The sequence below is a fragment of the Candidatus Merdisoma sp. HCP28S3_D10 genome (genome assembly GCF_052065835.1).
Classification (GTDB): domain Bacteria; phylum Bacillota; class Clostridia; order Lachnospirales; family Lachnospiraceae; genus Laedolimicola.
In genome coordinates this window covers 62,625-88,131 of sequence record NZ_JBQHTG010000004.1, presented here as the reverse complement: position 1 = coordinate 88,131, position 25,507 = coordinate 62,625, and the positions used below count along the sequence as shown (strand labels likewise).

Here is a 25,507-nt window from a genome sequence, read left to right as displayed (position 1 = left end):
TCAAGAGGATATTCGCAATGGAAGCAGGGGACTTACTTGATTCGGTTAAAAAATGATTGACAAGAGTTTAACAAGGTACTAGAATAAAGAAAATTACATAATATACATAAAACCTGCAAATATTCAGACAAATCGGGAAAGGCTGCAGGAACGTAAGTAAAAAGTGGGAGGAATGAAAAAATGAGTCGTGTGTATAATTTTTCAGCAGGACCGGCTGTTATGCCGGAGGAGGTTTTGCGCGAGGCAGCAGATGAGATGCTGGACTACCGGGGAACAGGAATGTCCGTGATGGAAATGTCACACCGCTCCAAGGCCTTTGAGACCATCATTCAGGAGGCGGAGCAGGACCTGCGCGATCTGATGCAGATTCCGGACAATTATAAGGTGCTGTTCATGCAGGGCGGAGCCCATCTCCAGTTTGCGGCAATTCCCATGAACCTGATGAAAAACAAGGTGGCTGATTATATCATCACCGGACAGTGGGCGAAGAAGGCGTTCAAGGAGGCGCAGATTTACGGAAAGGCCAATGCCATCGCTTCTTCGGAGGACGAAACCTTCTCCTATATTCCGGATTGCTCCGATCTGCCTGTCAGCCCGGACGCGGATTATGTATACATCTGTGAAAATAACACCATCTACGGAACCAAGTTCCATACACTGCCGGATACCAAGGGGAAGACACTGGTATCGGATATCTCCTCCTGCTTCTTGTCAGAGCCGGTGGACGTAAGCAAATACGGCCTGCTCTACGGCGGCGTACAGAAAAACGTGGGCCCCGCGGGAATGGCTATCGTGATTATCCGGGAGGACCTGATCACCGAGGACGTGCTTCCCTATACACCGACTTATATGAAATACAAGATTCACGCGGACGCGGATTCTCTTTACAATACGCCTAACTGCTACTGCATCTATATGTGCGGTAAGGTCTTCAAATGGCTGAAGAAGCAGGGTGGTCTGGAAGCGATGAAGGCCCGCAATGAGGAGAAGGCAAAGGTTCTCTATGATTTCCTGGATTCCAGCAAGCTCTTCAAGGGTACCGTACGCAAGGAGGACCGTTCCATCATGAACGTACCTTTTGTGACCGGAGACAAGGAGCTGGACGCAAAATTCATCAAAGAGGCTACGGAGGCAGGCTTTGTGAACCTGAAGGGACACAGAAGCGTAGGCGGAATGCGGGCAAGCATTTACAACGCCATGCCCCTGGAGGGCGTAAAGGCCCTGGTAGCGTTCATGAAGAAATTTGAGGAGGATAATTAAGCCATGTATCAGTACAAATGCATGAATCAGATCGCTCAGGTGGGTCTGGATCATTTCACAAAGGATTATCAGCAGGTAGAGGATATGAATGAGGCAGACGCGCTGCTGGTGCGGAGCGCAGCCCTTCATGATACAGAATTTCCGGAGAATCTGAAGGCCATTGCCCGCGCCGGGGCCGGAGTCAACAACATTCCCCTGGCCAAATGCGCGGAGCAGGGAATCGTGGTATTCAATACGCCGGGTGCCAATGCCAATGGCGTTAAAGAACTGGTACTGGCAGGTATGCTGCTGGCGGCCAGAGATATCATCGGCGGCGTAAACTGGGTACAGTCGGAGCGTATGAATGAGGAGATCAGCAAGCTTGCGGAAAAGCAGAAAAAGCAGTTTGCCGGTCACGAGATCCAGGGAAAGAAGCTGGGTATCATCGGTCTGGGAGCCATCGGCGTCCAGGTGGCGAACGCAGCGACTCATCTTGGCATGGAAGTGCTGGGTTATGATCCCTATATCTCCGTGGACGCAGCCTGGAATTTGTCCCGCAATATCCGCCATATTACCAATGTGGACGATATTTACAAGGAGTGCGATTATATCACCATTCATGTGCCCTTGATGGACAATACAAAGGGTATGATCAACGCAGAAGCCATCGAGAAGATGAAGGACGGCGTGGTTGTCCTGAACTATGCCCGTGACCTTCTGGTAGACGAGAAGGCGATGGTAGACGCACTGAAGAAGGGCAAGGTAGCCCGTTACATGACAGACTTTCCGAATCCTGTTACCGCAGGCGCAAAGGGAGTCATCGTGACGCCCCATCTGGGAGCGTCCACAGAGGAGGCAGAGGAAAACTGTGCGCGGATGGCGGTAAAGGAGCTTCGTGGCTATCTGGAGTATGGCAATATCCAGCATTCCGTCAACTATCCGGACTGCGATATGGGTATTCCCAGCTATCCGGCCCGTGTGGCAATCTGCCATCGAAATGTAAAAAATATGTTGAGCCAGTTTACAACCATTCTCGGTGAGGCCAACTATAACATTGGCAACATGACCAACAAGAGCCGCGGAGACTATGCGTATTCCATGTTCGATCTGGAGAGCGCCGCAAGTCCGGAACTGATCGAGAAGCTGGAGGCGGTAGATGGCGTACTGAAAGTGCGGGTGATCTGCTGATGGCCAGGATCAGAGCTTTCCGGGGCATTCGTCCCGCAGCCGGGAAGGAAGCGGAGATCGCGGCCCTGCCCTATGATGTATACAACTGGGAGGAGGCCAGAAGGGCCGTACAGGGTCACCCCTTGTCCTTTCTTCGTATCGACCGGGCGGAGACCCAGCTTCCGGAGGATACGGACATCTATGCGCCGGAGGTCTATCAGAAAGCAAAGGAGCTGCTCTGGGGAATGGTACGGGATGGAGATTTTATACAGGACGATACGCCCTGCTATTATCTCTATGAGCTGACCATGAACGGCCGCAGCCAGACAGGGATCGTGGCCTGCGCTTCCATCGACGATTACCGGAACGGCGTGATCAAAAAGCATGAAAATACCCGCCGGGAGAAGGAAGAGGACCGGGTGCGCCATGTGGACGTCTGCGACGCCCAGACCGGACCGATTTTCCTGGCGTACCGGAACCGGGAGGATCTGAAGAAGCAGGTGGCCGGGGTGAAAGCGGAACCGGCTCTGTTTGATTTCGTTTCGGAGGACGGTATCCGTCATCGGGGCTGGAGGATTGCGGACACAGAAAAAATCAGCGCTGTCTATGAGACTTTTTCGCAGATGGACGCCCTGTATATCGCGGACGGACACCATCGGGCGGCATCGGCTGTGCGCGTAGGTGTGAAGCGTCGGGAGGAGCATCCGGGTTATACCGGCGAGGAGGAGTTTAACTACTTCTTATCTGTGATTTTCCCGGACGATGAACTGATGATTATGGATTACAACCGCGTGGTCCGGGATTTGAACGGGCTTACACCGGAAGAATTTTTAGACCGGGTTCAGAAGGTCTTTACGGTGGAAGCGCTGACAGGTGCGGAGCATCCGAAGAAAAAGGGACAGGTGACACTGTTCCTGGAAGAACGATGGTATCTGTTGACTTTGAAGCCGGAGTATGAAAACGATGATCCGGTAGAGGGGCTGGACGTGTCTGTCCTGCAGAAGGAGATTCTGGCACCGGTCCTGGGAATTCAGGATCCGAAGACCGACAGCCGGATAGATTTTGTCGGCGGAATCCGGGGCTTATCTGAACTGGAGAGACGGGTACATACGGATATGAAGGTGGCTTTTGCCATGTATCCTACATCTATCGGGGAGCTTTTTGCCGTGGCAGACGCGGGACGCCTGATGCCTCCCAAGTCCACCTGGTTTGAGCCGAAGCTTCGGAGCGGTCTGTTTATTCATGCGCTGCGCTAATCCTGTTTATGTTGGTCATTTGGCCTGAAATGGGCAATATTCCCAAAAATCGCTTGCAATATCTGGTAAAATGCACTATAATAGGCGCTGTTAATGATTTGGAAGTGCAATAGTCAGAGGAGGATTAGTATGACTGCTAAAAAAGTAACACAGACCACTAAAAAGGCAGAAAACGTGAAGATAAACGCTCCGGCTAAGACAGTAGAGACAGCAAAAGCAGAGACAGCAGTGAAGGCCGAGACAGAAGTAAAAGAGGCACCGAAGGCAGAGACCGTAAAAGCAGAGCCCGCAAAGGCTGAGGCACCGAAGGCAGAGGCTAAGAAGGCTCCCGCAAAGCGCGGCCCGAAGCCGAAGACAGAGGCTAAGAAGGCTGAGAAGAAGGAAGCGGTACAGAACGTATACGTTCAGTTCGCAGGAAAAGAGATCAGCACCACAGCGCTGACTGAGCTGGTTACCGAGAAGTGGGTAGCGCTGGGACACAGAGCTTCCTCTATCAAGAGCCTGGATCTGTATGTAAAGCCGGAAGACAGCGCGGCTTACTATGTAATCAACGGTAAGGAAAGCGGCAAGATCGAGCTGTAATTTTATAACATGATGCCAGGGTCAAAAGGTCTAAGCCCACATGAGCTTGCTCATAGATGGGTGAAAGACCTTAGGACCCGACCCGATATGAGCATAGAAGTGGGATGATAATCCCACGATATGCGAATGTTGGGTAGGATTGTGGGAGTGCGCAGCACGGAGCAATCCGTAGGCATCAAAGTCGGGGGCTTTTGACCCCGACATCATAACATACGAATTTGAAAAGAACCTGTGACAGAGATCGGATTAGATAGCTCCCTGTCACAGGTTTTTTATGTAATAGGAAATTCCTATGGAATCCCCTATTACATAAAAAATATTATCGCACTGCGGCGGCGAGGTAGTATGTCGCTTACGCGACCCGCCGCAGGCGGAGAATCCTGCTTTGCAGGATTCTTTCTTTCACCCTCATGTACGCGCTATAAAGCCAAATGTCCGCTGTAGATAAATTTTTTTACATTTTCTGCTTGTAATTCCGGTTTGAACGTGCTATACTAAGGCCCATATCAGAAACCGCGAACAAATGTCTTTGACAGAGGGACAAAAAGATGGAAAATGTCCATGACAGTTGTAAGAGCGGAAAGAGGAGGAAGAAAGTTATGAAAAAGCGTGCATTATCAGTATTGCTTGCGGCAGCCATGGTCAGCACCCTGCTGGCAGGATGCGGCAAGGGAGGAAGCGACAGCGCTGCAGGAGCAGACGCGTCCGCGACTGGTGGAAATGTGGTAAAGATTGGTGTCTACGAGCCCGCGTCCGGAGACAACGGAGCAGGCGGAAAGCAGGAGACACTGGGTATCCAGTATGCGAACAAGGTTACTCCCACGGTAGAGATTGGGGGAACAGAGTATACGGTACAGCTGGATATCGTAGATAACGAATCCTCCAATGACAAGGGACCCTCCGCGGCAGCTACCCTGGTCAGCGATAAGGTATCTGTTGTGCTTGGTTCCTATGGCTCCGGTGTTTCCATCGCAGCTTCCGATGTATTCAAGGAGGCAGGAATCCCGGCCATCGGCGTTACCTGTACCAACCCGCAGGTTACAGAGGGCAACACCCATTACTTCCGTATCTGCTTCCTGGATCCTTTCCAGGGAACGGTTCACGCGAACTTCGCCAAAGACAAATTTAACGCAAAGAAAGCGTATGTCCTGACCAAGCTTGGCGACGACTATTCCACAGGACTTGGTTACTACTTCACACAGGCCTTTGAGGCGCTGGGCGGAGAAGTTGTGGCAGAGACCTTCCAGGAAGGAAACAGCGACTTTACCTCTTACATTACATCTGCAAAGAAGGCAGGAGCCGACGTATTCTTTGCTCCCAGCTCTACCGAGGCAGCAGCCCTGATTATCGAGCAGGCAGCCGCACAGGGACTGGGAATGCCGATTCTTTCCACAGATACCTGGGATTCCAACGTGATCCTGAATGCCGCAAAGGGCAAGGACCTGGAGATTTATGTAACCACCTTCTATCAGGAGGGCGCAAATCCGGAGTTCGATGCAGGCATCAAGGAGTGGATCAACAGCGACAACACAGCGAAGGCAAATAATGGCGGCGACGATACCGTATCCGGTCTGACTGTTATGGGCTATGACGCATACTACACCGCGCTGGAGGCTCTGAAGGTAGCGGGAAGCACAGACCCGGCAGCTGTAAACGAGGCGCTTTGGAATGTGGATTATACCGGCGTAACCGGACACATCACCTTCAATGAGACAGGTGACGCGAACCGTGACACCGCTTACATCAAGCAGGCCAACACCGAGACAGGCGCGTGGGAGTTCGTGGCAGAGCAGAGCGTAAGCAAATAAGTTACAGAAAGAAAAAAGCTTAGAATGCCTGGTGGCGGGAGCGTTTTCCTTCGCTCCCGCCATACATGTGTTTTGAACCTGATTTTTTGGAGGTTATGTATGGAATGGATCAACCAGAACCTGCCGTACCTGATGGCAGGTATTTCCGTAGGCGGACAGTATGCGCTGATTGCTATCGGCTATACCATGGTTTACGGAATTTTACGACTGATTAACTTTGCACATGGCGATATTTTCATGGTGGCGGGCCTGATCATGGTATACGCCATGACGGTGATACCTATTTACGTGGCGATCCCGCTGATGATTGTCTTGACGGTGCTTCTGGGCTTCCTGGTGGAGCGTGTGGCTTACAAGCCTCTTCGGAGCGCGCCCCGTATGTCGATCATGATATCCGCCATCGGCGTGTCTTATCTGCTGCAGAACCTGGCGCTTTACGTGACCGGAGGTCTGTCCCAGCAGTATCCGGCCATTCCCTGGCTCAGCGATACCATCTCCGTGTTCGGAGCAACCACCAAGCGTGTTACCGTCATCACTCCGGTTCTGACCATTGTGCTGGTTCTGGCGCTGGTGGCGCTGATTAAGTATACGAAGATCGGTATGGCCATGCGCGCGGCCTCCCGTGATTTTGAAATCTCCCAGCTTATGGGAATTAAGATCAATTCCGTCATCAGCATGACCTTTATCATCGGAAGCTTTCTGGCGGCCATCGGAAGTATGCTGTTCTTTACCAATTACACAGGCGTAACCCCGACGGCAGGCGCTATGCCGGGCCTGAAGGCCTTTGTCGCGGCAGTATTCGGCGGTATCGGTTCCATTCCCGGCGCGGTGATCGGAGCGTTTATCATCGGTATCTGTGAAAATATCATTAAGGGTCTGGGCTGGACCACCTTCTCGGACGCGTTTACCTTTGCCCTTTTGATTGTCATTCTCATTGCCAAGCCCACGGGCCTGTTCGGTGAGAAGGTTATTGATAAGGTATAAGGAGGCGTTCAATCATGAAAAAACAGACAAAGGTCATGTGGAACGTCGGTCTGATTGGAGGACTTCTCCTTCTGCTTTTTGTGCTGGAGCAGCTTCTGCCGTCCGGTTCCATGTTATTTACCGTATTGAAAAAGGGCGCGATTTACGCGCTGGTGGCAGTGTCCATGAACCTGCTGAACGGCTTTACCGGCCTGTTTTCCTTAGGCCAGGCAGGCTTTATGCTGCTGGGAGCCTATACCTACGGCATTCTTACCATTCCGACAGAAATGAGAGCCAGCGTCTATCAGTATTTTGACGGCGGCATTGTGCAGTTTGCGATTCCGGTTCCCTTAGCTCTGATTGCGGGCGGCGTCGTGGCAGGCATTTTCGCGTACCTGATCGGTCTTCCGGTGCTTCGCCTGAAAAGCGACTATCTGGCCATCGCGACCCTGGGCTTCGCGGAGATTATCCGTGCGGTGTTCCAGTGGGATAAGCTTGGCCCGCTGACCAACGGCTCCAACCTGCTTCGTAATTTTCCGGCCTTCAAGTCGGTTCTGTATCCCTTTATCGTGTCTGGCATCTGCATCGCGCTGATTGTATTGCTGATCAATTCCACCTATGGCCGGGCCTTCAAGGCTATTCGTGACGATGAGATCGCGGCGGAGGCCATGGGAATCAATCTGGCCCATCACAAACGGCTGGCCTTCGTGATCAGCTCCTTTTTCGCCGGAATCTCCGGAGGACTGCTGGCTATGTACCAGACTACCATTCAGGCTTCCATGTTCAAGTCAGCCATGACCTATGAGATTCTGCTGATTGTGGTAATCGGCGGTATCGGATCCGTGACAGGAAGCTGTATCAGCTCCTTCCTGTTCATTGCCTGCTCCGAGTGGTGGCTGCGGTTCCTGGACAATGACAATCTGTATATCGGAAGCTTTCATGTGCCTCTCTTACGCGCCGGTTTCCGTAAGGTTGTTTTCGCGGTCATTATTATGTGCGTAGTGCTGTTCTACCGGAAGGGTATTATGGGAGATAAGGAGTTTTCGATTGAAGGAATCGCGAATTTCTTCCGCAGATTAGGCAGAAAAAAGAAAGGTACGGAAGGAGGCGCTTCCAGATGAATACAGAAAATGTTCTGAAAGTAGAAAATGTCACCATGCAGTTTGGCGGCGTCATTGCGGTAGACAATATGAACCTGGAGGTCAACAGAGGAGAGATTGTATCCCTCATCGGCCCCAACGGAGCCGGTAAGACTACAGCCTTCAACGTGATCACAGGCGTGTATGCCCCCAGCAACGGCGCTATCTATTATAAAGGAAATAAAATCGTACAGAATCACCCGCAGGGGAAAATGAAGAAGCTGTACCGGGGAGAAAATCCGGTCATGTATGAGGGACAGCATGTGCTGGCGCCCACGCCGGATAAGATTACCCGTCTGGGAATTGCCAGAACCTTCCAGAATATCCGTCTGTTTAAGAGCCAGACCGTATTTGATAATATTCTGATTGCCAAGCATATGCTGCGGACCAGCAATATTTTTACCGCTACTTTCCATTTAAATGGAAAGGAAGAGGCCAGGATGCGGGAGGAGACCGAGCGGCTTCTGGAAATCGTGGGACTGACCGACGTAAGAGATGAGCTGGCAACCTCTTTGCCCTACGGCAAGCAGCGCCATCTGGAGATCGCCCGGGCCCTGGCTACCAAACCGGAGCTTCTTTTGCTGGATGAGCCGGCGGCAGGCATGAATCCCCAGGAAACCCTGGAGCTGACGGAGTTTATTGATGAGATCCGCAAAAAATTCAACCTGACTGTCTTTATGATTGAGCATCATATGGATCTGGTTATGGAGATTTCCGACCGTATCTATGTGCTGGATTTCGGAAAGCCCATTGCGGAGGGTACGCCGGAGGAGATCCGGAACAATCCGAAGGTAATCGAAGCATATCTGGGAGGTGCGGACGATGAGTAATATTCTGGAAGTAAAGGATTTGAATGTATCCTACGGCGGAATCAAGGCCGTAAAGGATATCAGCTTTGCGGTACCCAAAGGGGAGGTTGTCACCCTGATTGGAGCCAACGGAGCCGGAAAAAGCTCCACCCTCCGTTCCATCGTGGGACTGGTGAAGCCGGAGAGCGGAAGCATTCTTTTAAAGGGCGAGGAGCTGACAGGCATACCTACCGAGCAGATTGTGACCAAGGGTATCACCCTGGTACCGGAGGGACGCCGGGTATTCCCGGATATGACTGTGGCAGAGAACCTGAAAATCGGCGCGTATATGCGTAAGGATTCCCTGGATGAGGATATGAACTGGGTCTATGATCTGTTCCCGCGGCTGAAGGAGCGTTCCTGGCAGCTGGCCGGAACCCTGTCCGGAGGCGAGCAGCAGATGCTGGCCATCGGCCGGGCGCTCATGTCCAGGCCGGAGATTATCATGATGGACGAGCCTTCCCTGGGATTGGCACCCATCGTTGTCCGGGGCGTCTTTGATATCATCCGTGAAATCAATAAGCAGGGCGTAACGATTCTTCTGGTAGAGCAGAATGCCAATATGGCCCTGAAGGCGGCGAACTTAGGATACGTTATGGAGACAGGCCGCATTACCTTAAGCGGAACCGGAGTGGAGCTTCTGGAAAATGAAGCAGTGAAGGCGGCGTATCTGGGAAAAGCGAAGAAATCATAAGAAAATCCATTTACATTTTTGGAAAAACCATGTATACTAAACGTCGGTGCAGTGCGTCGTGCTGCGCTGACGTTATTATTATTTTAGTTATTAACCTAATGGAGGGATACAAGCTATGGTAAAAGCAATCGTAGGCGCCAACTGGGGTGACGAGGGAAAGGGCAAGATCACAGACATGCTTGCTCAGAAGTCTGACATCATCGTCCGTTTTCAGGGCGGTGCAAACGCAGGCCACACAATCGTAAACAATTATGGAAAGTTCGCGCTGCACAGCCTGCCGTCTGGTGTGTTTTACAATCACACCACCAGCATCATCGGAAATGGAGTAGCACTGAATATTCCGGTTCTGTTCAACGAGATTCAGAGTATTGTGGAGAAGGGAGTACCCGCTCCGAAGATTCTCGTATCCGATCGCGCGCAGATTGTGATGTCTTATCATATCCTGTTTGACCAGTGCGAGGAGGAACGTCTGGGAGGAAAAGCCTTCGGTTCCACCAAGTCCGGTATCGCGCCCTTTTATTCTGATAAATATGCGAAGATTGGCTTCCAGGTCAGCGAGCTGTTCGCGGACGAAAAGTATCTTCGCGATAAGATCGCCAATGTATGCGTGAAGAAGAATGTGGTTCTGGAGAACCTATATCATAAGCCGGCTCTCGATGAGGATAAGCTCTATGAGGAACTGATGGAGTATAAGAAGATGGTAGAGCCCTACGTATGTGACGTGTCCAAGTATCTGTGGGACGCTATCCATGAGGGCAAGAACATCCTGCTGGAGGGTCAGCTTGGATCTATGAAGGATCCGGATCACGGCATTTACCCGATGGTTACCTCTTCCTCTACCCTGGCAGCTTACGGTGCCATCGGCGCAGGTATTCCGCCTTATGAGATTAAGGAGATCATCGTAGTCAGCAAGGCATACTCCAGTGCCGTAGGCGCAGGCGCGTTCGTCAGCGAGATCTTCGGAGAAGAGGCAGACGAGCTGAGACGCAGAGGCGGCGACGGCGGAGAGTTCGGCGCAACCACAGGCCGTCCCAGAAGAATGGGCTGGTATGACTGTGTAGCTTCCAAGTATGGCTGCCGGATCCAGGGCGCTACCGGCGTGGCGTTTACCGTTACAGATGTTCTGGGCTACCTGGATGAAATTCCGGTTTGCGTAGGCTATGAGATCGACGGAAAGGTTACCACAGATTTCCCGACAACTTATCTGCTGGAGAAGGCAAAGCCTGTATACGAGGTACTGCCGGGCTGGAAATGCGATATCCGCGGCATCAAGAAGTACGAGGATCTGCCGGAAAACTGCCGCAAGTATGTGGAGTTCATCGAGAAGCATATCGAGTGTCCGATTACCATGGTTTCCAACGGACCGGGACGTGACGATATCATTTTCCGCAATAAATAAGGTACGTTATGATTGATACAGTTATTTTCGATATTGGTAAAGTCCTGATGGATTACAGCTGGGATCAGTATCTGCATGGAATCGTGCCGGATGAGATCCCGTACAGAACGCTGGAGGAAGCAGTGTTTCTGAGCCCCTGTTGGGAAGAGCATGACAAGGGCCTGATGACAGAGGAAGAGGAACTGTGGGATTTTATATCCAACGCGCCGGATTATGAGCCGGAGATTCGTGCTGTCTATGAGAATCTGGGACGGTGTACCTGGAGCTTTCCCTATGCGAATGCATGGATTGGGGAACTGAAGGCCCGGGGTCTGAAGGTATATGCCCTGTCGAACTGGCAGAAGCGGATCTTTGAGCAGAATGAGGAGACCATGATGGGATTTTTAGGACAGATGGATGGATATCATCTTTCCTATCGGACCCATAAGAACAAGCCGGATCCGGAAGCGTTCAGCGGTCTGCTTGAGCACTATGGAATCGTTCCGGAAAATGCGGTTTTCATAGACGACAATGCGGAGAATGTGGAAGCGGCAAACAGACTGGGAATCCATGGAATCCGTTTTGCGTCCTATGAACAGGCGCGGGAAGAATTAAATAAAATGCTGTAAGACAAAGACCCTGCGCATTAATTGCGCAGGGTCTGTTACGTCCGGATACTTATTTTTTCAGATACCGGGCCAGCATAATGCAGGCATAGATGAAGACCGGAATAAAAATAGTACATACGATGGAAGCCTTCAGCCAGTTCTTTCCCTCGGTGGGGTCGATGAAGGCGAAGACCAGGGTCAGAAGATACATACCCACCAGCAGCACCACGCCGATGAGGGCCAGAATTCGTTTACATTTATTGTCTTTCATAGCAGTTTTTCTTATAGAAGAATCCTTTCTGTCTTAGTTCCGGGATCCTGGTTTTCAGTTTCCCTCTCTTTTATTTATCACAAAAAAGAAAAAAGCGCAAATACTTTGTATAAAAGAATGGGACAGGGATATACTAACATCAGACAAAAGAGAAACGAATTACTTATATCCTCCCCTTTAGCAGATCACCCCGAAGCGCCAAAAACGCTTCGGGGTGATTTCGTCTGCAGACCGGAAAAGGAAAGGGCAGATTTGGGCCGGAACATAGCCCGGAATACAAAATACAGCTTGATTTTTAATATCTGTCCTGCTATATTTAAAAAATAGAAATGTTTTAAGCAAAGGATGGAGATTAAATTATGGCATTACTGAAACAGTGGCGCGATATGGCCTACGATGAGAAAGCAAATAAGGGTGACATCCAGAGATTCTGGGCGAACTATTTCAATATTGAGAAGGGCATCTACGAGCAGCTTCTTACAGATCCGGATACTGAGGTAAAAGGTACGGTCAAGGAACTGGCAGAGAAGTACGGACAGGACGTGATGACTATGACAGGCTTCCTGGATGGCATCAACGACAGTCTGGTAGAGCCGAACCCCATCGAGGAGATGGAGGAGGATACGGTGGTATCCCTGAGGTTTGATAAAGAGAAGCTTTACAAGAACATGGTAGACGCAAAGGCAGACTGGCTCTATGAGCTGCCCCAGTGGAAAGAGATCTTTTCTGAGGAGAAGCTGCATGAGCTGTATCTGGAGCAGAAAAAGTCCAATACCATCGTAAAGGGACCGAAGATCGGCCGTAACGATCCCTGCCCCTGTGGAAGCGGAAAGAAGTACAAAAAGTGCTGCGGAAAGAACGCGTAAAGGCGCGGGAGGAGAATGATTATGAAAATTACACTGAAGGACGGCTCCGTAAAGGAGTACGCAGAAAGCAAATCCGTATATGAGATTGCCCAGGACTTAAGCGAAGGACTGGCGCGTATGACCGTGGCAGGCGAGCTGAACGGCGAGGTTGTAGACTTAAGAACAGTCATTGACAAGGACTGCCAGCTGAATATTCTGACCCTGAAGGACGAGAAGGCCCTGCCGGTTCTGCGCCATACTGCAAGCCATGTGATGGCCCAGGCAGTAAAGCGCCTGTACCCCACGGTAAAGCTGGCTATCGGACCCTCCGTAGCAGACGGCTTTTACTACGATATGGACTTTGAGACTCCGCTGACTTCCGACGATTTTGATAAGATTGAAGCCGAGATGAAGAAGATCATCAAGGACAATCTGGAGATCGTACGCTTTACCAAGCCCCGCGAGGAAGCTATCGCATTTATGAAGGAAAAGGGAGAGCCCTACAAGGTAGAGCTGATCGAGGACCTTCCGGAGGATGCGGAAATCAGCTTCTACCAGCAGGGTGAGTTCGTGGATCTGTGCGCAGGACCGCACCTTAAGAGTACCAAAGACGTAGGCAAGGCTTTCAAGATCATGAGCCTGGCAGGCGCGTACTGGAGAGGCGACGAGCACAACAAGATGCTGACCCGTCTTTACGCTACCGCATTTCCGAAAAAGGAAGAGCTGGAAGCATACATCACCATGATGGAGGAAGCAAAGAAGCGTGACCACAGAAAGCTTGGCAAGGAGCTGGGTCTCTTTATGATGCACGAAGCAGGACCGGGCTTTCCGTTCTTCCTGCCGAAGGGAATGACGCTTAAGAATACCCTGATTGACTACTGGAGAGAGATCCACAAGAAGGCAGGCTACGTAGAGGTATCTACCCCGATTATCCTGAACAGAAGCCTGTGGGAGACCTCCGGACACTGGGATCACTATAAGAATAACATGTACACTACCGTCATCGACGGCGAGGACTACGCGATCAAACCGATGAACTGTCCGGGCGGCGTTCTGGTTTATGCGGCAGAGCCCCGTTCCTACCGTGACCTGCCCCTGCGTGTGGGCGAGCTGGGTCTGGTACACCGTCATGAGAAATCCGGCCAGCTTCACGGTCTCATGCGTGTGCGCTGCTTTACACAGGACGACGCACATATCTTCATGACGCCGGAGCAGATTAAGGACGAGATCAAGGGTGTAGTGGCTCTGATCAACGATACCTATTCCATGTTTGGATTCAAATATCATGTGGAGCTGTCCACACGTCCCGAGGATTCCATGGGAAGCGACGAGGACTGGGAGGTAGCTACCGCAGGTCTTCGCGACGCTCTGGACGAGCTGGGTATGCCTTATGTGGTAAATGAGGGCGACGGCGCATTCTACGGTCCGAAGATTGACTTCCATCTGGTAGACTGCATTGGCCGTACCTGGCAGTGCGGAACCATTCAGCTGGACTTCCAGCTGCCCCAGCGTTTTGAACTGGAGTACGTGGGAGCAGACGGCGAGAAGCACCGCCCGATCATGATCCATCGCGTGGTATTCGGTTCCATCGAGCGTTTCATCGGTATCCTGATCGAGCATTTTGCAGGCGCGTTCCCCACCTGGCTGGCTCCGGTTCAGGTACGTGTGCTGCCGATTTCCGACAAGTATATGGATTACGCAGAGCAGGTAAAGATGTCTCTGGATGAGGCCGGTATCCGCACCGAGCTTGATAAGCGCGCGGAGAAGATTGGCTACAAGATCCGTGAGGCACAGACCGCGAAGATTCCGTATATGCTGGTTGTAGGCCAGAAGGAAGAGGAAGACGGCACTGTTTCCGTCAGAAGCCGCGAGGCAGGCGATCAGGGAGCAAAGGCGCTGGACGCATTCATTGCAGACGTAACAAAAGAGATCGAGACAAAGGGCAGATAAGCCACGAAAACAGATTCCCCAGCCGGAGGGTACACTTCCGGCTGGGTTTTTTAAAGGAGTTACCGATGATACAGGATATCGCACCGCATTGTTATCATAACGAATACCGTCCTACAGAGCCGGACGGGAATAGCTATCTTATGTATTTTGAGAAGCATAACGCTCTGGCAGACTGGGAGGGAGAGAATATTGAATTTCCCAGATTCCGGGACTTTCCAGAGGTAAAACAGGAACTTTCGGAAAACATTATTTATCTGTTTACCATTGATGAACAGCGATTTTATCTGGCAAAGGAGCTGGAGTTGCCGGAGCGCAGGAACTTCCGTCTGGAAAGCAGCCGCAGATTCCGGGACGCCCGTCCCCAGTGGCTGTCCTTTGCGGGAATCACCGGCTATCAGCTGTGGCACTGGTATGATACCCGGAAGTTTTGCGGACACTGCGGCTGTCCTATGGTGCACGACACAAAGGAACGTATGATGCGCTGTCCGGATTGCGGCCAGATGGAATATCCGAAGATTTCCCCGGCAGTAATTGTGGGAGTTCTCCACAAGGATAAGCTTCTGATGTCCAAATACGCAGGACGGGACAGTATTACCTATTACGCTCTGATTGCAGGCTTTACGGAGATTGGAGAGACCATCGAGGAGACCATCCGGCGGGAGGTCATGGAGGAAGTGGGCCTGAAGGTGAAAAATATTCGTTATTATAAGAGCCAGCCCTGGTCCTTCTCTGAGACGGTGCTCATGGGCTTTTTTGTAGATCTGGACGGAGACGATGAAACCATTACCCTGGATACAGAGGAGCTGGCCACAGCGGAATGGTTTACCCGCGAGAAAGCCAAGCCCCAGCCCCTGAATATCAGTCTGACCAGCGAAATGATCTGGCAGTTTAAAAATGGAAAGGTCTGAAAACCCCTGTATTTATGCAAGTTTTGTCGTTTTTTTAAATAAAATGAAAAATTTGAAAAAAAGTTGAAAAAAGTGCTTGACTTTTTCTGCGTATAAGGTTATACTAAGCAAGTCGGTTGGGACAGCAAGTCAAAACCGAGAACGAAATGGGATCTTAGCTCAGCTGGGAGAGCATCTGCCTTACAAGCAGAGGGTCATAGGTTCGAGCCCTATAGGTCCCATTTATGGCGAGGTAGCTCAGTTGGCTAGAGCATGCGGTTCATACCCGCAGTGTCGGGGGTTCAAATCCCTTCCTCGCTACTAAGATTCAAGCTCAAAGGCATTTGCCTTTGGGCTTTTTGTTTGCTTTTGAAAATTGTTTTGGAGCATAGATATACGGAAACTTTGATTGAGAGAAAAGATGGAAACGGGGTGAACGATATGGAACAGGTACAGCACGAGATACCGCCGCTTTTTAATGAACATTCCAAAATATTGATTCTGGGCAGCTTTCCGTCGGTGAAATCAAGAGAAGGCCATTTCTTTTACAACCACCCCCAGAATCGCTTCTGGCGGGTACTGTCGGCCGAGATGGGGCAGGAAACGCCGCAGAGCATACCGGAGAAGCGGGAGTTCCTCCTGCAAAATGGCATTGCCCTCTGGGACGTGATTGCCAGCTGTGAGATTGAAGGATCCAGCGACAGCAGCATTCGAAATGTGGTGCCCAATGATATCCGGCCCATTCTGGAGGCGGCGGATATCCGGCAGATCTATGTGAACGGCGGTACGGCGGAGAAGCTTTACAAGAAATATATTTTTTCGGTGACCGGACGGGCAGCGGTGCGCTTACCCTCCACCAGCCCGGCCAACGCGGCCTGCTCACTGGAAAAACTGATCGAACAGTGGAAAGTGATTGGGCTATACTTATCTTAATTTTTGCGATATAATGAGCGCAGGAAAATGAAAAAATAACAGGGAAGAGTTCCCTGAAGAAAGAGGTATAACATGCGGGTAGGAATGGGATATGACGTACACAGACTGGTGGAGGAGCGAAAGCTGATCTTAGGCGGCGTGGAGATTCCCTATGAAAAGGGGCTTCTCGGTCACTCCGACGCAGACGTATTGCTGCATGCGATTATGGACGCGCTTCTGGGAGCGGCGGCGCTGGGCGATATTGGAAAGCATTTCCCGGATACGGATCCGGCTTATAAGGGAATCTCCAGCATCCGGCTTCTGGAGCATGTGGGAAGGCTTCTGGAGGAGCATAATTATGTGGTGGGGAATATCGACGCCACCATCATTGCCCAGCGGCCGAAAATGGCCCCCCATATTCCGAAGATGCGCGCCAATGTGGCGAAGGCACTCGGAATCGAAGAGAGTCAGATTAACATTAAGGCGACCACTGAGGAGGGGCTGGGCTTTACCGGCACCGGCGAGGGTATTTCCTCCCAGGCTATCTGCGCACTGATTCCGGTGGCAAATTACGCCTACGAGGACGTCATGCAGCCCCAGAGAGAGTGCCCGGGCTGCGGCGGCTGTCAGAAATAAAAGAGTAACAGAGAAAAATATCTAATAACAGGCGTACAGACGAGGTACAAGGCATGGAAAGTAAAAAACGGGAAGTAAGATACCTGAGTGATCAGGAGCGAAGCCGCTCCCGGGTTCTCTATGAGGAGGTATTTGTGGAGGACGCGGACGGTTTTTCAGAGCTTTATTACCAAATCAAAGCCCGGGATAATCAGATCCTGGTGGCGGAGGAGGACGGCGCGATCGTGTCCATGCTGCACCGGAATCCCTATACTTTTCAGTTCCGCGGTACAAAGATCCGGGCGGACTATATCGTGGCGGTGGCCACAAAGGCCGCATATCGCCATCAGGGATGGATGCGGAGGCTGCTTACGAAGGCTCTTGGGGACATGTACGCGGACGGGCTGCCCTTTACCTTTCTGATGCCGGCAGACGAGGCCATTTACACGCCCTTCGACTTCCGGCTGATGGGAAATGACGACGAGGAGAGTCTGGCAGATCTGACCCCGGATGAGTTGGCGGAGGACTACGATCTGTTTGTGGAAAAGGACGAAGCATATCAGAAGCGTCACATCGACTGGCCGGAATGGGAGAGTACGCCTATGATGGTCCGGCTGGTGGACATGGCGCGGTTTGTGGCTTCGATTGGCGCAGAGAAGCCCCAGAGCTTGGTGCTTTGTGTTGTGGATCCGATTCTGCCGGAAAATGACGGCGTATTCTGCTGGAGCTTTACGGAGGAGGGCAGCAGCCTTACCCGCAGCGACGCAGAGCCGGAGCTTGTCATTTCGATTGCGGATCTGGGCAGCTTTCTCTTTGGTATGCTGGGAGCAGAGGAGCTTCCGGGTATCAGGGAGGCGGAAGTCCGGAAGCTCATGCAGGTGCGCGTGGTGAACGGCGTCTATCTGAATGAGCTGGTGTAAGAAGGCCTCGAAGAAAAACAGGAATATTTCCTGAAATTATTTGCAAAGGCTTGACAAACGGGCATTTTTTGCATATTCTATAAAAGGATAAGAAAAAGGCAGGGAACGGAAAAGTAATCCGCATCCGAAGCGTCAGAGAAAAGCTGTCATTGGCTGCGAGCAGCTTTCGCGGGAGGAACGGACGAAGTGCATCCGGGAGCTGATCCGGTGAACAAAGGGCGGGAAGCCGTTGCAAGCCGGGTACGGGAGAACCGCACGTTACGCGGAAAAAGGGAAAAGGCAGAGAGCCTTTTAAAAAGAGTGGAACCGCGGATTCTTTCGTCTCTTAACAGGAGATGTCAGAATCCTTTTTTATATAATAGGGAATTCCATTCCATATTTCAAAAAAATCTGTTATGATCAAAGGGGAATATCATGGGAATCATGAAATATATCAACGAAGAAATCCAGGTGATCCGGGAACGGGATCCGGCCATCAAGACATCGGCAGAGGTGCTTCTGTATCCCTGCTTCTGGGCGATCCTGAATTACCGGGTGGCGCATAAGCTTTATCAGAACGGACATTATTTCTGGGCCAGATGGATTTCCCAGCGTTCCAGAAGAAAGACGGGGATTGAGATTCACCCGGGAGCTACAATCGGGAAAGGACTGTTTATCGACCATGGCTCAGGCGTGATCATCGGAGAAACCACCATTATCGGAGATAATGTAACCCTCTACCAGGGTGTTACCCTAGGCGGAACCGGCAAGGAGAAGGGCAAGCGGCACCCGACCCTGGAGGACAACGTCATGGTCAGTGCGGGAGCAAAAATTCTGGGCTCCTTTACCATCGGGGAGAATTCCAAGATCGGAGCCGGATCGGTGGTGCTGAAGGAGGTGCCGCCCAACTGCACGGTAGTAGGCGTGCCGGGACGCATTGTAAAGCAGGACAACGTAAAGGTACCCAGAAGCGATATGGATCAGGTCAACCTGCCCGATCCGGTTATGGAGGAGCTGATGGCACTGCGTAAGGAAAACGCGGATCTGAACCGGCAGTTGTCTGAGCTGGAAGAGAAAGAGAGACAAAAGGCGGCGAAAAAAGCCGAGAAGAAAAAAGAAAAAGAGGAAAAAAAGAAGGAGAAAAAACATGAAGCTGTATAATACAATGACGAAAAGCAAGGAAGAATTTGTTCCCCTGGAGGAGGGCAAGGTAAAAATGTATGTATGCGGCCCTACCGTATATAATTTTATCCATATCGGCAACGCCCGTCCGATGATCGTATTCGACACGGTGCGCCGTTATCTGGAGTACAAGGGCTATGAAGTAAATTATGTATCCAACTTCACAGATGTGGACGACAAGATTATCAAGAAGGCTATCGAGGAGGGCGTGCCCGCAAACGAGATTTCCGAGCGTTATATCGCGGAATGCAAAAAGGATATGGCTGACATGAACGTAAAGCCGGCCACCACGCATCCTCTGGCTACCCGGGAGATTCCGGGCATGATTGAGATGATTCAGGATCTGATTGACAAGGGCTATGCCTACGCGGTGAACGGAACCGTATATTTCCGCACCAGAAAGTTTGCTCCCTACGGAAAGCTGTCCCACAAGAACCTGGACGATCTCAGGAGCGGCAACCGTTCCCTTCTGGTATCCGGTGAGAATGAAAAAGAGGATCCGCTGGATTTCGTACTTTGGAAGCCAAAAAAGGAAGGAGAGCCCGCATGGGAGTCACCCTGGGGCGAGGGACGTCCGGGCTGGCACATCGAGTGCTCTGTCATGTCCAAAAAATATCTGGGCGAGCAGATTGATATCCACGCAGGCGGCGAGGATCTGATTTTCCCGCACCATGAAAATGAGATAGCCCAGAGCGAGGCCTGCAACGGAAAGGAGTTCGCCCACTACTGGCTGCACAACGCTTTCCTGAACATTGACAACCGGAAAATGTCCAAGTCCCTGGGCAACTTCTTTACCGTAAGAGAGATTACCGAGAAATACGATCCGCAGGTGCTCCGTTTCTTCATGCTGAGCGCCCACTACAGAAGTCCCTTAAACTTCAGCGCCGATCTGATGCAGTCCTCCAAGACCAGCCTGGATCGAATCCTGACTGCGGCGGACAACCTGAAGCATCTGATTGCCAACGCCAAGGACGACAGCATGACCGAGAGCGAGACCGCCCACTATGACGCGTCCGAGGAGTATGTAAAGAAATTTGACGAAGCCATGGACGACGACTTCAATACGGCGGACGCCATTGCGGCCATCTTTGAGTTGGTAAAATACCTGAATACCCACACAAGCGCAGAGAACAGCAAGTCTTATCTGCAGAAATGCCTGGACCGTCTGAAGACCCTGTGCGATATTCTGGGTCTGGTAGTGGACAAGAAGGAAGAGCTTCTGGATGCCGATATCGAGACGCTGATTGCAGAGCGTCAGCAGGCAAGAAAAGAGAAGAACTTTGCCCGGGCCGACGAGATTCGCGCAGAGCTTCTTAGCAAAGGCATTGTTCTGGAGGATACACGAGAGGGCGTTAAATGGAAAAGAGCATAATGGATCTGATGAGCGCCCTGAAGGAGAACTGGGAGCTTCCGGATGTGGACGTCCGGACCTATTCACCTCTGGTGCTGGCCTATATCGGGGACGCCGTTTATGAGCTGGTAATCCGTTCCCTTCTGGTGGGAAGGGGCAACGCCCAGGCTAATCGGCTTCACAAGGAAGCCAGTACTCTGGTGAACGCGGGAGCCCAGTCGGCTTCTCTGGAGCGTATTAAGGAGGAACTGACGGAGGAGGAAATGCAGGTCTTTAAGCGGGGCCGCAACGCCAATTCCGCCACTATGGCGAAGCACGCTACCATGTCGGATTACCGCCGGGCCACAGGCTTTGAAGCGCTGATGGGCTATCTCTATCTCACAGGCCGTATGGAGCGGATTCTGGAGCTTGTGAAGAAAGGACTGGAATAAATGAATTACGAAGAACTGACCATAGAAGGAAGAAATGCGGTGCTTGAGGCATTTCGTTCCGGCAAGACCATCGATAAGCTGTTCGTGCAGGATGGCTGTCAGGACGGAAGTATCAATACCATCAAGCGGGAAGCGAGAAAGCACGATACCATCGTGAATTTTGTGACCAAGGAGCGCCTGGATCAAATGTCCTCCACCGGCCATCACCAGGGCGTCATTGCCCAGGCCGCGGCCTACGATTACAGTACGGTGGACGAAATGTTGGCTGCTGCCCGGGAGAAGGGGGAGGCTCCCTTCCTGATTCTTCTGGACGATATCGAGGATCCCCATAACCTGGGAGCTATTATCCGTACAGCCAACCTGGCAGGCGCACATGGGGTCATTATTCCCAAGCGCCGGGCAGCAGGCCTGACGGCAGTGGTGGCCAGAGCCTCAGCGGGAGCTATCAACTACACACCTGTAGCGAAAGTTACCAACCTGACCAATACCATCAAGGAGTTAAAGGAGCAGGGTCTGTGGTTTGTCTGCGCCGATATGGGCGGCGAGACCATGTACGACCTGAACCTGACCGGCCCCATCGGCCTGGTTATCGGAAATGAGGGAGAGGGCGTCAGCCGTCTGGTGCGGGAGTCCTGCGACTTCATTGCTTCCGTCCCCATGAAAGGAAATATTGATTCCCTGAACGCCTCTGTGGCAACGGGAGTGCTGGCCTACGAGATTGTACGGCAGAGAATGAAGAAATAATATATGATAAAGAATGAGACACAGTCAGATGAAGAGCTGATAGAACGGATTCGTGTCGGTGAGCCGGAATGTATGGATCTTCTGATAGAGCGCTATAAGGGGCAGGTGCGGCGGGAAGCAAGGACTCTGTACCTCATAGGTGGCGACAGCGACGATCTGATTCAGGAGGGAATGTTGGGATTGTTTAAGGCGATCCGGGATTACCGGCCGGAAAAAGAGACGGCCTTCGGGGCCTTTGCGAAGCTGTGCATCTCCCGCCAGATCTACACAGCGATTCAGGCGGCCTCCCGGCAGAAGCATACGCCTCTGAACAGCTATGTGGAGCTGACGGAGGGACTGGACGCTGCAGGAGAGGGACCCCGGGGAAAAAGCCCGGAGGAACTATTGATTGATCAGGAGTCCGCGGAGAATCTGCAGGTACGGATCGAGGCGCTTTTAAGTCCTATGGAGAATACCATATTGGAACGGTATCTGAGCGGGGAAAATTACATTCAGATTGCTGAAAAAATGGGAAAAACTCCCAAATCCATAGACAATGCTCTCCAGCGGATTCGTCGAAAACTAAAGAAATGCATTCTGAACTAAAGAAGGAGGGGGTTTTTTGGCAGGATATTTCGGAAGTATCAAACCCTATTTTCTGATAGGATTGCTTGTATATGTGATTTATCGGGGCTTGCTCCGGCTGCTGTACCGCGGTGGCCGGATGCGGGTGCCGGTGGCTCATGAAGCCGGAATGGCAGTGCTGGCCTGGTGGCTTCTGACCCTGTTTTCCGCGTCTGTGAGCCCGGCTCTGGGATTTTCCCTGAAGCCCTCATTTTCGGGAATGAATCTGATTCCTGTGGTGGGAACGGTGCGCATGGTGAAGGAGAGCGGCGTGGGCGCTCTATTTGGGGCGTTCCTGAAATATATCCCTATAGGCTTCCTGGTGCCGTTTTTATTCCGGCGGAGCCGGAATCCGGGCAAGGTGCTGTCCCTGTGCGGAAGCGCAGCGCTTTTTATCGAGGTATTTCAGCTGTTTATGCCCGCTATGCCCGTGCGTCTGGACGACATTCTGTGGGCGCTGTTTGGCAGCTTCCTGGGCTATTTCCTGTTTGGGCTGCTGTGTATGAATATTGCGGGAATCGAGCGAATGGCTACGGTAAAGCGTTCCCGGGGCCATCAGGTGACGGCGCCGGTGCGTCTGGAGCTGGAGCTTTTATTCCTGTTGATGTTACTTCCGGTCATGGTACAGGGCACCCGGCTGGAGATTGCCCATGTGAAGGAGGTACGTATGCAGGAGGAAGATCAGGCCAGAAAGGCCGCTGAGGCGCAGAAGGCAGCGGAAGAGGCTGAGGCAAAGCGCCTGGCAGAGGAAGCGGCAAAGCAGCTTCAGGTGGCAGAGACCATGCCAGAGCTTTCCCTGGAAGCGGGATCTGCGATTCTGTTTTCGGTAGACGAGGATCTGATTCTCTATGAAAAGAGCGGAACCGATCAGGCTGTACCGGCCAGCACCACCAAGCTGATGACGGCCCTGACGGTGTTAAATTACTGCGATCCGGCGGAAAAAATGACGGCGGGCGAAGAGATTACCCGTATCAGTGACAAGGCGTCCAACGCCAATCTGAAGGTGGGAACCATCGGAACGGTGGAAACCTTCCTGGGGGCCATGCTGGTTCCATCCGGCAACGACGCGGCCTATGCGCTGGCAGCCTATACCGGACGGAAGATTCTCGGCAATGACGAAGCGTCCGTGGACGATGCCCTGAAGGCCTTTCTGGATGCGGAAAAGGATCTGGGAACCGAGCTGAATCTGGAGAATTCCAGCTTTCTGACTCCGGACGGAGATCAGGCTGACGGTCAGTACAGCTGCGCCAGGGATATGGTCCGCATAGCCAGGGCCTGTCTGAAAAATGACACGATTAAGAAGCTCTGCGGAGCCAGCTCTTACCGTGCTCTTTTCGACAACCTGGATCTGACCTACAAAAATACCAATGAGCTGATTCAGCCCTCCGGCAGTCAGTATTATGAAAATGCCATCGGTATGAAGACAGGCAGCTTCAATGACGTGAAATGCCTGGTGGCTGCCGCGGAGATCGAGGGAAGAACCTATATTGCGGTACTGATGCAGGACGGGGATCCGGGACGTTATCAGGATGCAAAGACCTTGTTTGACTATGTGGCGGGAGCTTCCGAAGAGGAATAGAACACAAAAAAAACATAGAAATACCACAGTTGCGACATAAAAGCACCACAATTACATCACAGATATAAGATATAATGACCTCGTCAAATGAAAGGAAGAAAAAACCTGATTTGAGGAGGTCTTTTATATGAGAAGCATAAAAAAAGGAAGTAAATTTGTAGCGACGGCCCTGGCCTTTGGCGTGCTGGCAAGCACAGCCTTTCAGGGCAGCAATTATCTGTATCATAAGGCAAATGGGGGAGCAGTGACCGCGGCGGATAAGGCAGAGCTGAACGTGGCCAGCGCAGTCAGCAACTCCTCGGATTCCGGAAGCTCCGGTACATCTAAGGGCAGTGTGTCCGCTATCGCGGAGGCGGCCATGCCCTCCCTGGTGGCAATTACCAATAAGAGCGTTCAGGAGATGCAGAGCTTGTTCGGCCAGCCCCAGGCTTATGAGAGCGAGAGTAGCGGTTCCGGCATTATCATCGGTAAGACGGATACAGAACTTCTGATGGTTACCAATAACCATGTGGTCAGCGGTGCTCAGGAGCTGAGCGTAGGTTTCGCAGATGAAAGTGTGGCAAAGGCCACAGTGAAGGGAACAGACGCGGATCATGATATCGCGGTCATTGCCGTAAACCTGAAGGATCTGTCGGAGGATACGCTTTCCGCTATTAAGATCATTGAGATTGGAAAATCCTCGGATCTGCAGGTGGGACAGCAGGTAGTAGCCATCGGCAACGCGCTGGGCTATGGACAGTCCGTGACAACAGGCATTGTAAGCGCCCTGAACCGTGAGGTTACCATCGAAAATACAACCAATACGCTGATTCAGACAGATGCGGCTATTAACCCGGGTAACAGCGGCGGCGCGCTTCTGAATCTGTCCGGACAGTTAGTTGGAATTAACTCCGCGAAATATTCGGAAACCAGTGTAGAGGGTATGGGCTATGCGATTCCGGTGGACGATGTGGTGGATATTATTGAGAACCTGATGAACCGTCAGGTACGAACCGAGAAGGCGGCTGAAGGCGAGCAGGGCTTTCTGGGTATCAGCGGCCAGGACGTGACCAGTGAAGTGGCACAGGCCTATGATATGCCCAAGGGCGTCTACATCACAGCGGTAGAGGCCGGCAGCGCGGCAGAGCAGGCTGGTCTTCAGAAGGGCGATATCATCACCAAATTCGACGGAACCAGCGTATCTGCTCTGGCGGATTTGAAGGAGCAGATCTCCTATTACAAATACGGCGAGCAGGTGGAGATCACCTACAGCAGCCAGGAGAATGGTCAGTATGCAGAAAAAACGGTGACGGTCACACTGGGACAGAATAAAGCAGCAGACCATGCGGGCAAATAAAACATAAAAAAAGAATCCTGTTAAACAGGATTCTTTTTTTAAGCTGCTGACGGGAATCGGACCCGTGACCTCCGCACTACCAATGCGACGCTCTACCGACTGAGCCACAGCAGCGTTTGTATCTCTTGCGCAACGCGCTAGATTATAGTATCATCACTTGGGAAAAATGTCAAGCATTATAACAAAATTTTTTAAAAAATTTTTTAAGGGCATTTTATAG

25 protein-coding genes, 3 tRNA genes and 1 other annotated feature are annotated in these 25,507 nt (G+C 51.7%); of the genes, 26 read left to right on the top strand and 2 right to left on the bottom strand.

The features are described 5' to 3' along the window. Window positions 1-180: 180 nt before the first annotated feature. The 11 genes from serC to ACTNCH_RS10735 all read left to right on the top strand — a co-directional run bounded on the left by serC (window position 181) and on the right by ACTNCH_RS10735 (window position 11,703). Window positions 181-1,260, top strand: a complete 1,080-nt coding sequence (gene serC / locus ACTNCH_RS10785) for a 3-phosphoserine/phosphohydroxythreonine transaminase (protein WP_441018215.1) — start codon at window positions 181-183, stop codon at window positions 1,258-1,260. Between the two features lie 3 nt (window positions 1,261-1,263). Then, window positions 1,264-2,427, top strand: a complete 1,164-nt coding sequence (locus ACTNCH_RS10780) for a phosphoglycerate dehydrogenase (protein ID WP_441018217.1) — start codon at window positions 1,264-1,266, stop codon at window positions 2,425-2,427. Beyond that, window positions 2,427-3,662: a DUF1015 domain-containing protein gene (locus ACTNCH_RS10775; RefSeq protein WP_441018219.1), complete on the top strand. Its 1,236-nt coding sequence runs from the start codon at window positions 2,427-2,429 to the stop codon at window positions 3,660-3,662. The genes ACTNCH_RS10780 and ACTNCH_RS10775 overlap by 1 nt, the downstream gene beginning before the upstream one ends. 129 nt (window positions 3,663-3,791) lie before the next feature. After that, window positions 3,792-4,244 carry a DUF6465 family protein gene (locus ACTNCH_RS10770; protein ID WP_441018221.1) on the top strand — a complete coding sequence of 151 codons (453 nt, stop codon included), beginning with the start codon at window positions 3,792-3,794 and terminating at the stop codon, window positions 4,242-4,244. 599 nt (window positions 4,245-4,843) lie between these two features. After that, window positions 4,844-6,052 (top strand): ABC transporter substrate-binding protein, encoded by a 1,209-nt coding sequence (locus tag ACTNCH_RS10765; protein ID WP_441018223.1) that lies wholly within the window; start codon window positions 4,844-4,846, stop codon window positions 6,050-6,052. A gap of 99 nt (window positions 6,053-6,151) precedes the next feature. Then, a complete protein-coding gene (locus ACTNCH_RS10760; RefSeq protein WP_441018225.1) occupies window positions 6,152-7,036 on the top strand; it encodes a branched-chain amino acid ABC transporter permease in 885 nt (294 codons plus the stop codon). Window positions 7,037-7,050: 14 nt separating this feature from the next. Next, the gene (locus tag ACTNCH_RS10755; protein WP_441018227.1) at window positions 7,051-8,136 is read left to right on the top strand and encodes a branched-chain amino acid ABC transporter permease; all 1,086 of its coding nucleotides are present in this window, start codon (window positions 7,051-7,053) and stop codon (window positions 8,134-8,136) included. Continuing rightward, window positions 8,133-8,984 (top strand): ABC transporter ATP-binding protein, encoded by an 852-nt coding sequence (locus tag ACTNCH_RS10750; protein ID WP_441018229.1) that lies wholly within the window; start codon window positions 8,133-8,135, stop codon window positions 8,982-8,984. The genes ACTNCH_RS10755 and ACTNCH_RS10750 overlap by 4 nt, the downstream gene beginning before the upstream one ends. 1 nt (window position 8,985) lies before the next feature. After that, on the top strand, window positions 8,986-9,696 hold the full coding sequence (locus ACTNCH_RS10745; protein WP_441018372.1) for an ABC transporter ATP-binding protein: 711 nt from the start codon (window positions 8,986-8,988) through the stop codon (window positions 9,694-9,696). A 115-nt stretch (window positions 9,697-9,811) separates the two neighbouring features. Then, entirely contained in the window at window positions 9,812-11,095 is a 1,284-nt protein-coding gene (locus ACTNCH_RS10740; RefSeq protein ID WP_441018231.1) for an adenylosuccinate synthase, read from the top strand. A gap of 8 nt (window positions 11,096-11,103) precedes the next feature. Then, complete coding sequence (locus ACTNCH_RS10735; protein ID WP_441018233.1) at window positions 11,104-11,703, top strand: HAD family hydrolase; 600 nt, start codon at window positions 11,104-11,106, stop codon at window positions 11,701-11,703. A 49-nt stretch (window positions 11,704-11,752) separates the two neighbouring features. On the opposite strand, the gene ACTNCH_RS10730 is transcribed toward ACTNCH_RS10735, so the two are convergent. Continuing rightward, the gene (locus ACTNCH_RS10730) at window positions 11,753-11,953 is read right to left on the bottom strand and encodes a hypothetical protein (protein WP_441018235.1); all 201 of its coding nucleotides are present in this window, start codon (window positions 11,951-11,953) and stop codon (window positions 11,753-11,755) included. A 359-nt stretch (window positions 11,954-12,312) separates the two neighbouring features. Here ACTNCH_RS10730 and ACTNCH_RS10725 point away from each other — a divergent pair, with 359 nt between their 5' ends. The 15 genes from ACTNCH_RS10725 (at window position 12,313) to ACTNCH_RS10655 (ending at window position 25,287) form a co-directional block, all read left to right on the top strand. Further along, window positions 12,313-12,819 (top strand): SEC-C metal-binding domain-containing protein, encoded by a 507-nt coding sequence (locus tag ACTNCH_RS10725; RefSeq protein ID WP_441018237.1) that lies wholly within the window; start codon window positions 12,313-12,315, stop codon window positions 12,817-12,819. 21 nt (window positions 12,820-12,840) lie between these two features. Beyond that, the gene (thrS, locus tag ACTNCH_RS10720; protein WP_441018239.1) at window positions 12,841-14,748 is read left to right on the top strand and encodes a threonine--tRNA ligase; all 1,908 of its coding nucleotides are present in this window, start codon (window positions 12,841-12,843) and stop codon (window positions 14,746-14,748) included. A 65-nt stretch (window positions 14,749-14,813) separates the two neighbouring features. Beyond that, window positions 14,814-15,656, top strand: a complete 843-nt coding sequence (gene nudC / locus ACTNCH_RS10715; protein ID WP_441018241.1) for an NAD(+) diphosphatase — start codon at window positions 14,814-14,816, stop codon at window positions 15,654-15,656. 148 nt (window positions 15,657-15,804) lie between these two features. After that, window positions 15,805-15,877 (top strand) — tRNA-Val (locus tag ACTNCH_RS10710). 5 nt (window positions 15,878-15,882) lie between these two features. After that, a tRNA-Met gene (locus ACTNCH_RS10705) sits at window positions 15,883-15,956 on the top strand. A gap of 120 nt (window positions 15,957-16,076) precedes the next feature. Then, a complete protein-coding gene (locus ACTNCH_RS10700) occupies window positions 16,077-16,568 on the top strand; it encodes a DNA-deoxyinosine glycosylase (RefSeq protein ID WP_441018243.1) in 492 nt (163 codons plus the stop codon). A gap of 72 nt (window positions 16,569-16,640) precedes the next feature. After that, entirely contained in the window at window positions 16,641-17,183 is a 543-nt protein-coding gene (gene ispF, locus ACTNCH_RS10695) for a 2-C-methyl-D-erythritol 2,4-cyclodiphosphate synthase (protein ID WP_441018245.1), read from the top strand. 53 nt (window positions 17,184-17,236) lie between these two features. Further along, a complete protein-coding gene (locus ACTNCH_RS10690) occupies window positions 17,237-18,082 on the top strand; it encodes a GNAT family N-acetyltransferase (protein ID WP_441018247.1) in 846 nt (281 codons plus the stop codon). A 92-nt stretch (window positions 18,083-18,174) separates the two neighbouring features. Further along, window positions 18,175-18,411 (top strand) — a binding site (T-box leader). An 85-nt stretch (window positions 18,412-18,496) separates the two neighbouring features. Beyond that, on the top strand, window positions 18,497-19,222 hold the full coding sequence (epsC, locus tag ACTNCH_RS10685) for a serine O-acetyltransferase EpsC (RefSeq protein ID WP_441018249.1): 726 nt from the start codon (window positions 18,497-18,499) through the stop codon (window positions 19,220-19,222). Next, complete coding sequence (gene cysS / locus ACTNCH_RS10680) at window positions 19,209-20,615, top strand: cysteine--tRNA ligase (RefSeq protein WP_441018251.1); 1,407 nt, start codon at window positions 19,209-19,211, stop codon at window positions 20,613-20,615. Before epsC ends, cysS begins: the two co-directional genes overlap by 14 nt. Then, on the top strand, window positions 20,600-21,025 hold the full coding sequence (locus ACTNCH_RS10675) for a Mini-ribonuclease 3 (RefSeq protein WP_441018253.1): 426 nt from the start codon (window positions 20,600-20,602) through the stop codon (window positions 21,023-21,025). The genes cysS and ACTNCH_RS10675 overlap by 16 nt, the downstream gene beginning before the upstream one ends. Then, complete coding sequence (gene rlmB, locus ACTNCH_RS10670) at window positions 21,026-21,769, top strand: 23S rRNA (guanosine(2251)-2'-O)-methyltransferase RlmB (RefSeq protein WP_441018255.1); 744 nt, start codon at window positions 21,026-21,028, stop codon at window positions 21,767-21,769. It begins immediately after the preceding gene. Window positions 21,770-21,772: 3 nt separating this feature from the next. Next, window positions 21,773-22,354 carry a sigma-70 family RNA polymerase sigma factor gene (locus ACTNCH_RS10665; RefSeq protein WP_441018257.1) on the top strand — a complete coding sequence of 194 codons (582 nt, stop codon included), beginning with the start codon at window positions 21,773-21,775 and terminating at the stop codon, window positions 22,352-22,354. A 16-nt stretch (window positions 22,355-22,370) separates the two neighbouring features. After that, window positions 22,371-23,951, top strand: a complete 1,581-nt coding sequence (locus ACTNCH_RS10660; protein ID WP_441018259.1) for a VanZ family protein — start codon at window positions 22,371-22,373, stop codon at window positions 23,949-23,951. A 127-nt stretch (window positions 23,952-24,078) separates the two neighbouring features. After that, on the top strand, window positions 24,079-25,287 hold the full coding sequence (locus ACTNCH_RS10655; protein WP_441018261.1) for a S1C family serine protease: 1,209 nt from the start codon (window positions 24,079-24,081) through the stop codon (window positions 25,285-25,287). A gap of 41 nt (window positions 25,288-25,328) precedes the next feature. Here the strand turns inward: ACTNCH_RS10655 and ACTNCH_RS10650 are convergent. After that, window positions 25,329-25,401, bottom strand: a tRNA-Thr gene (locus ACTNCH_RS10650). Between the last annotated feature and the right edge of the window lie 106 nt (window positions 25,402-25,507).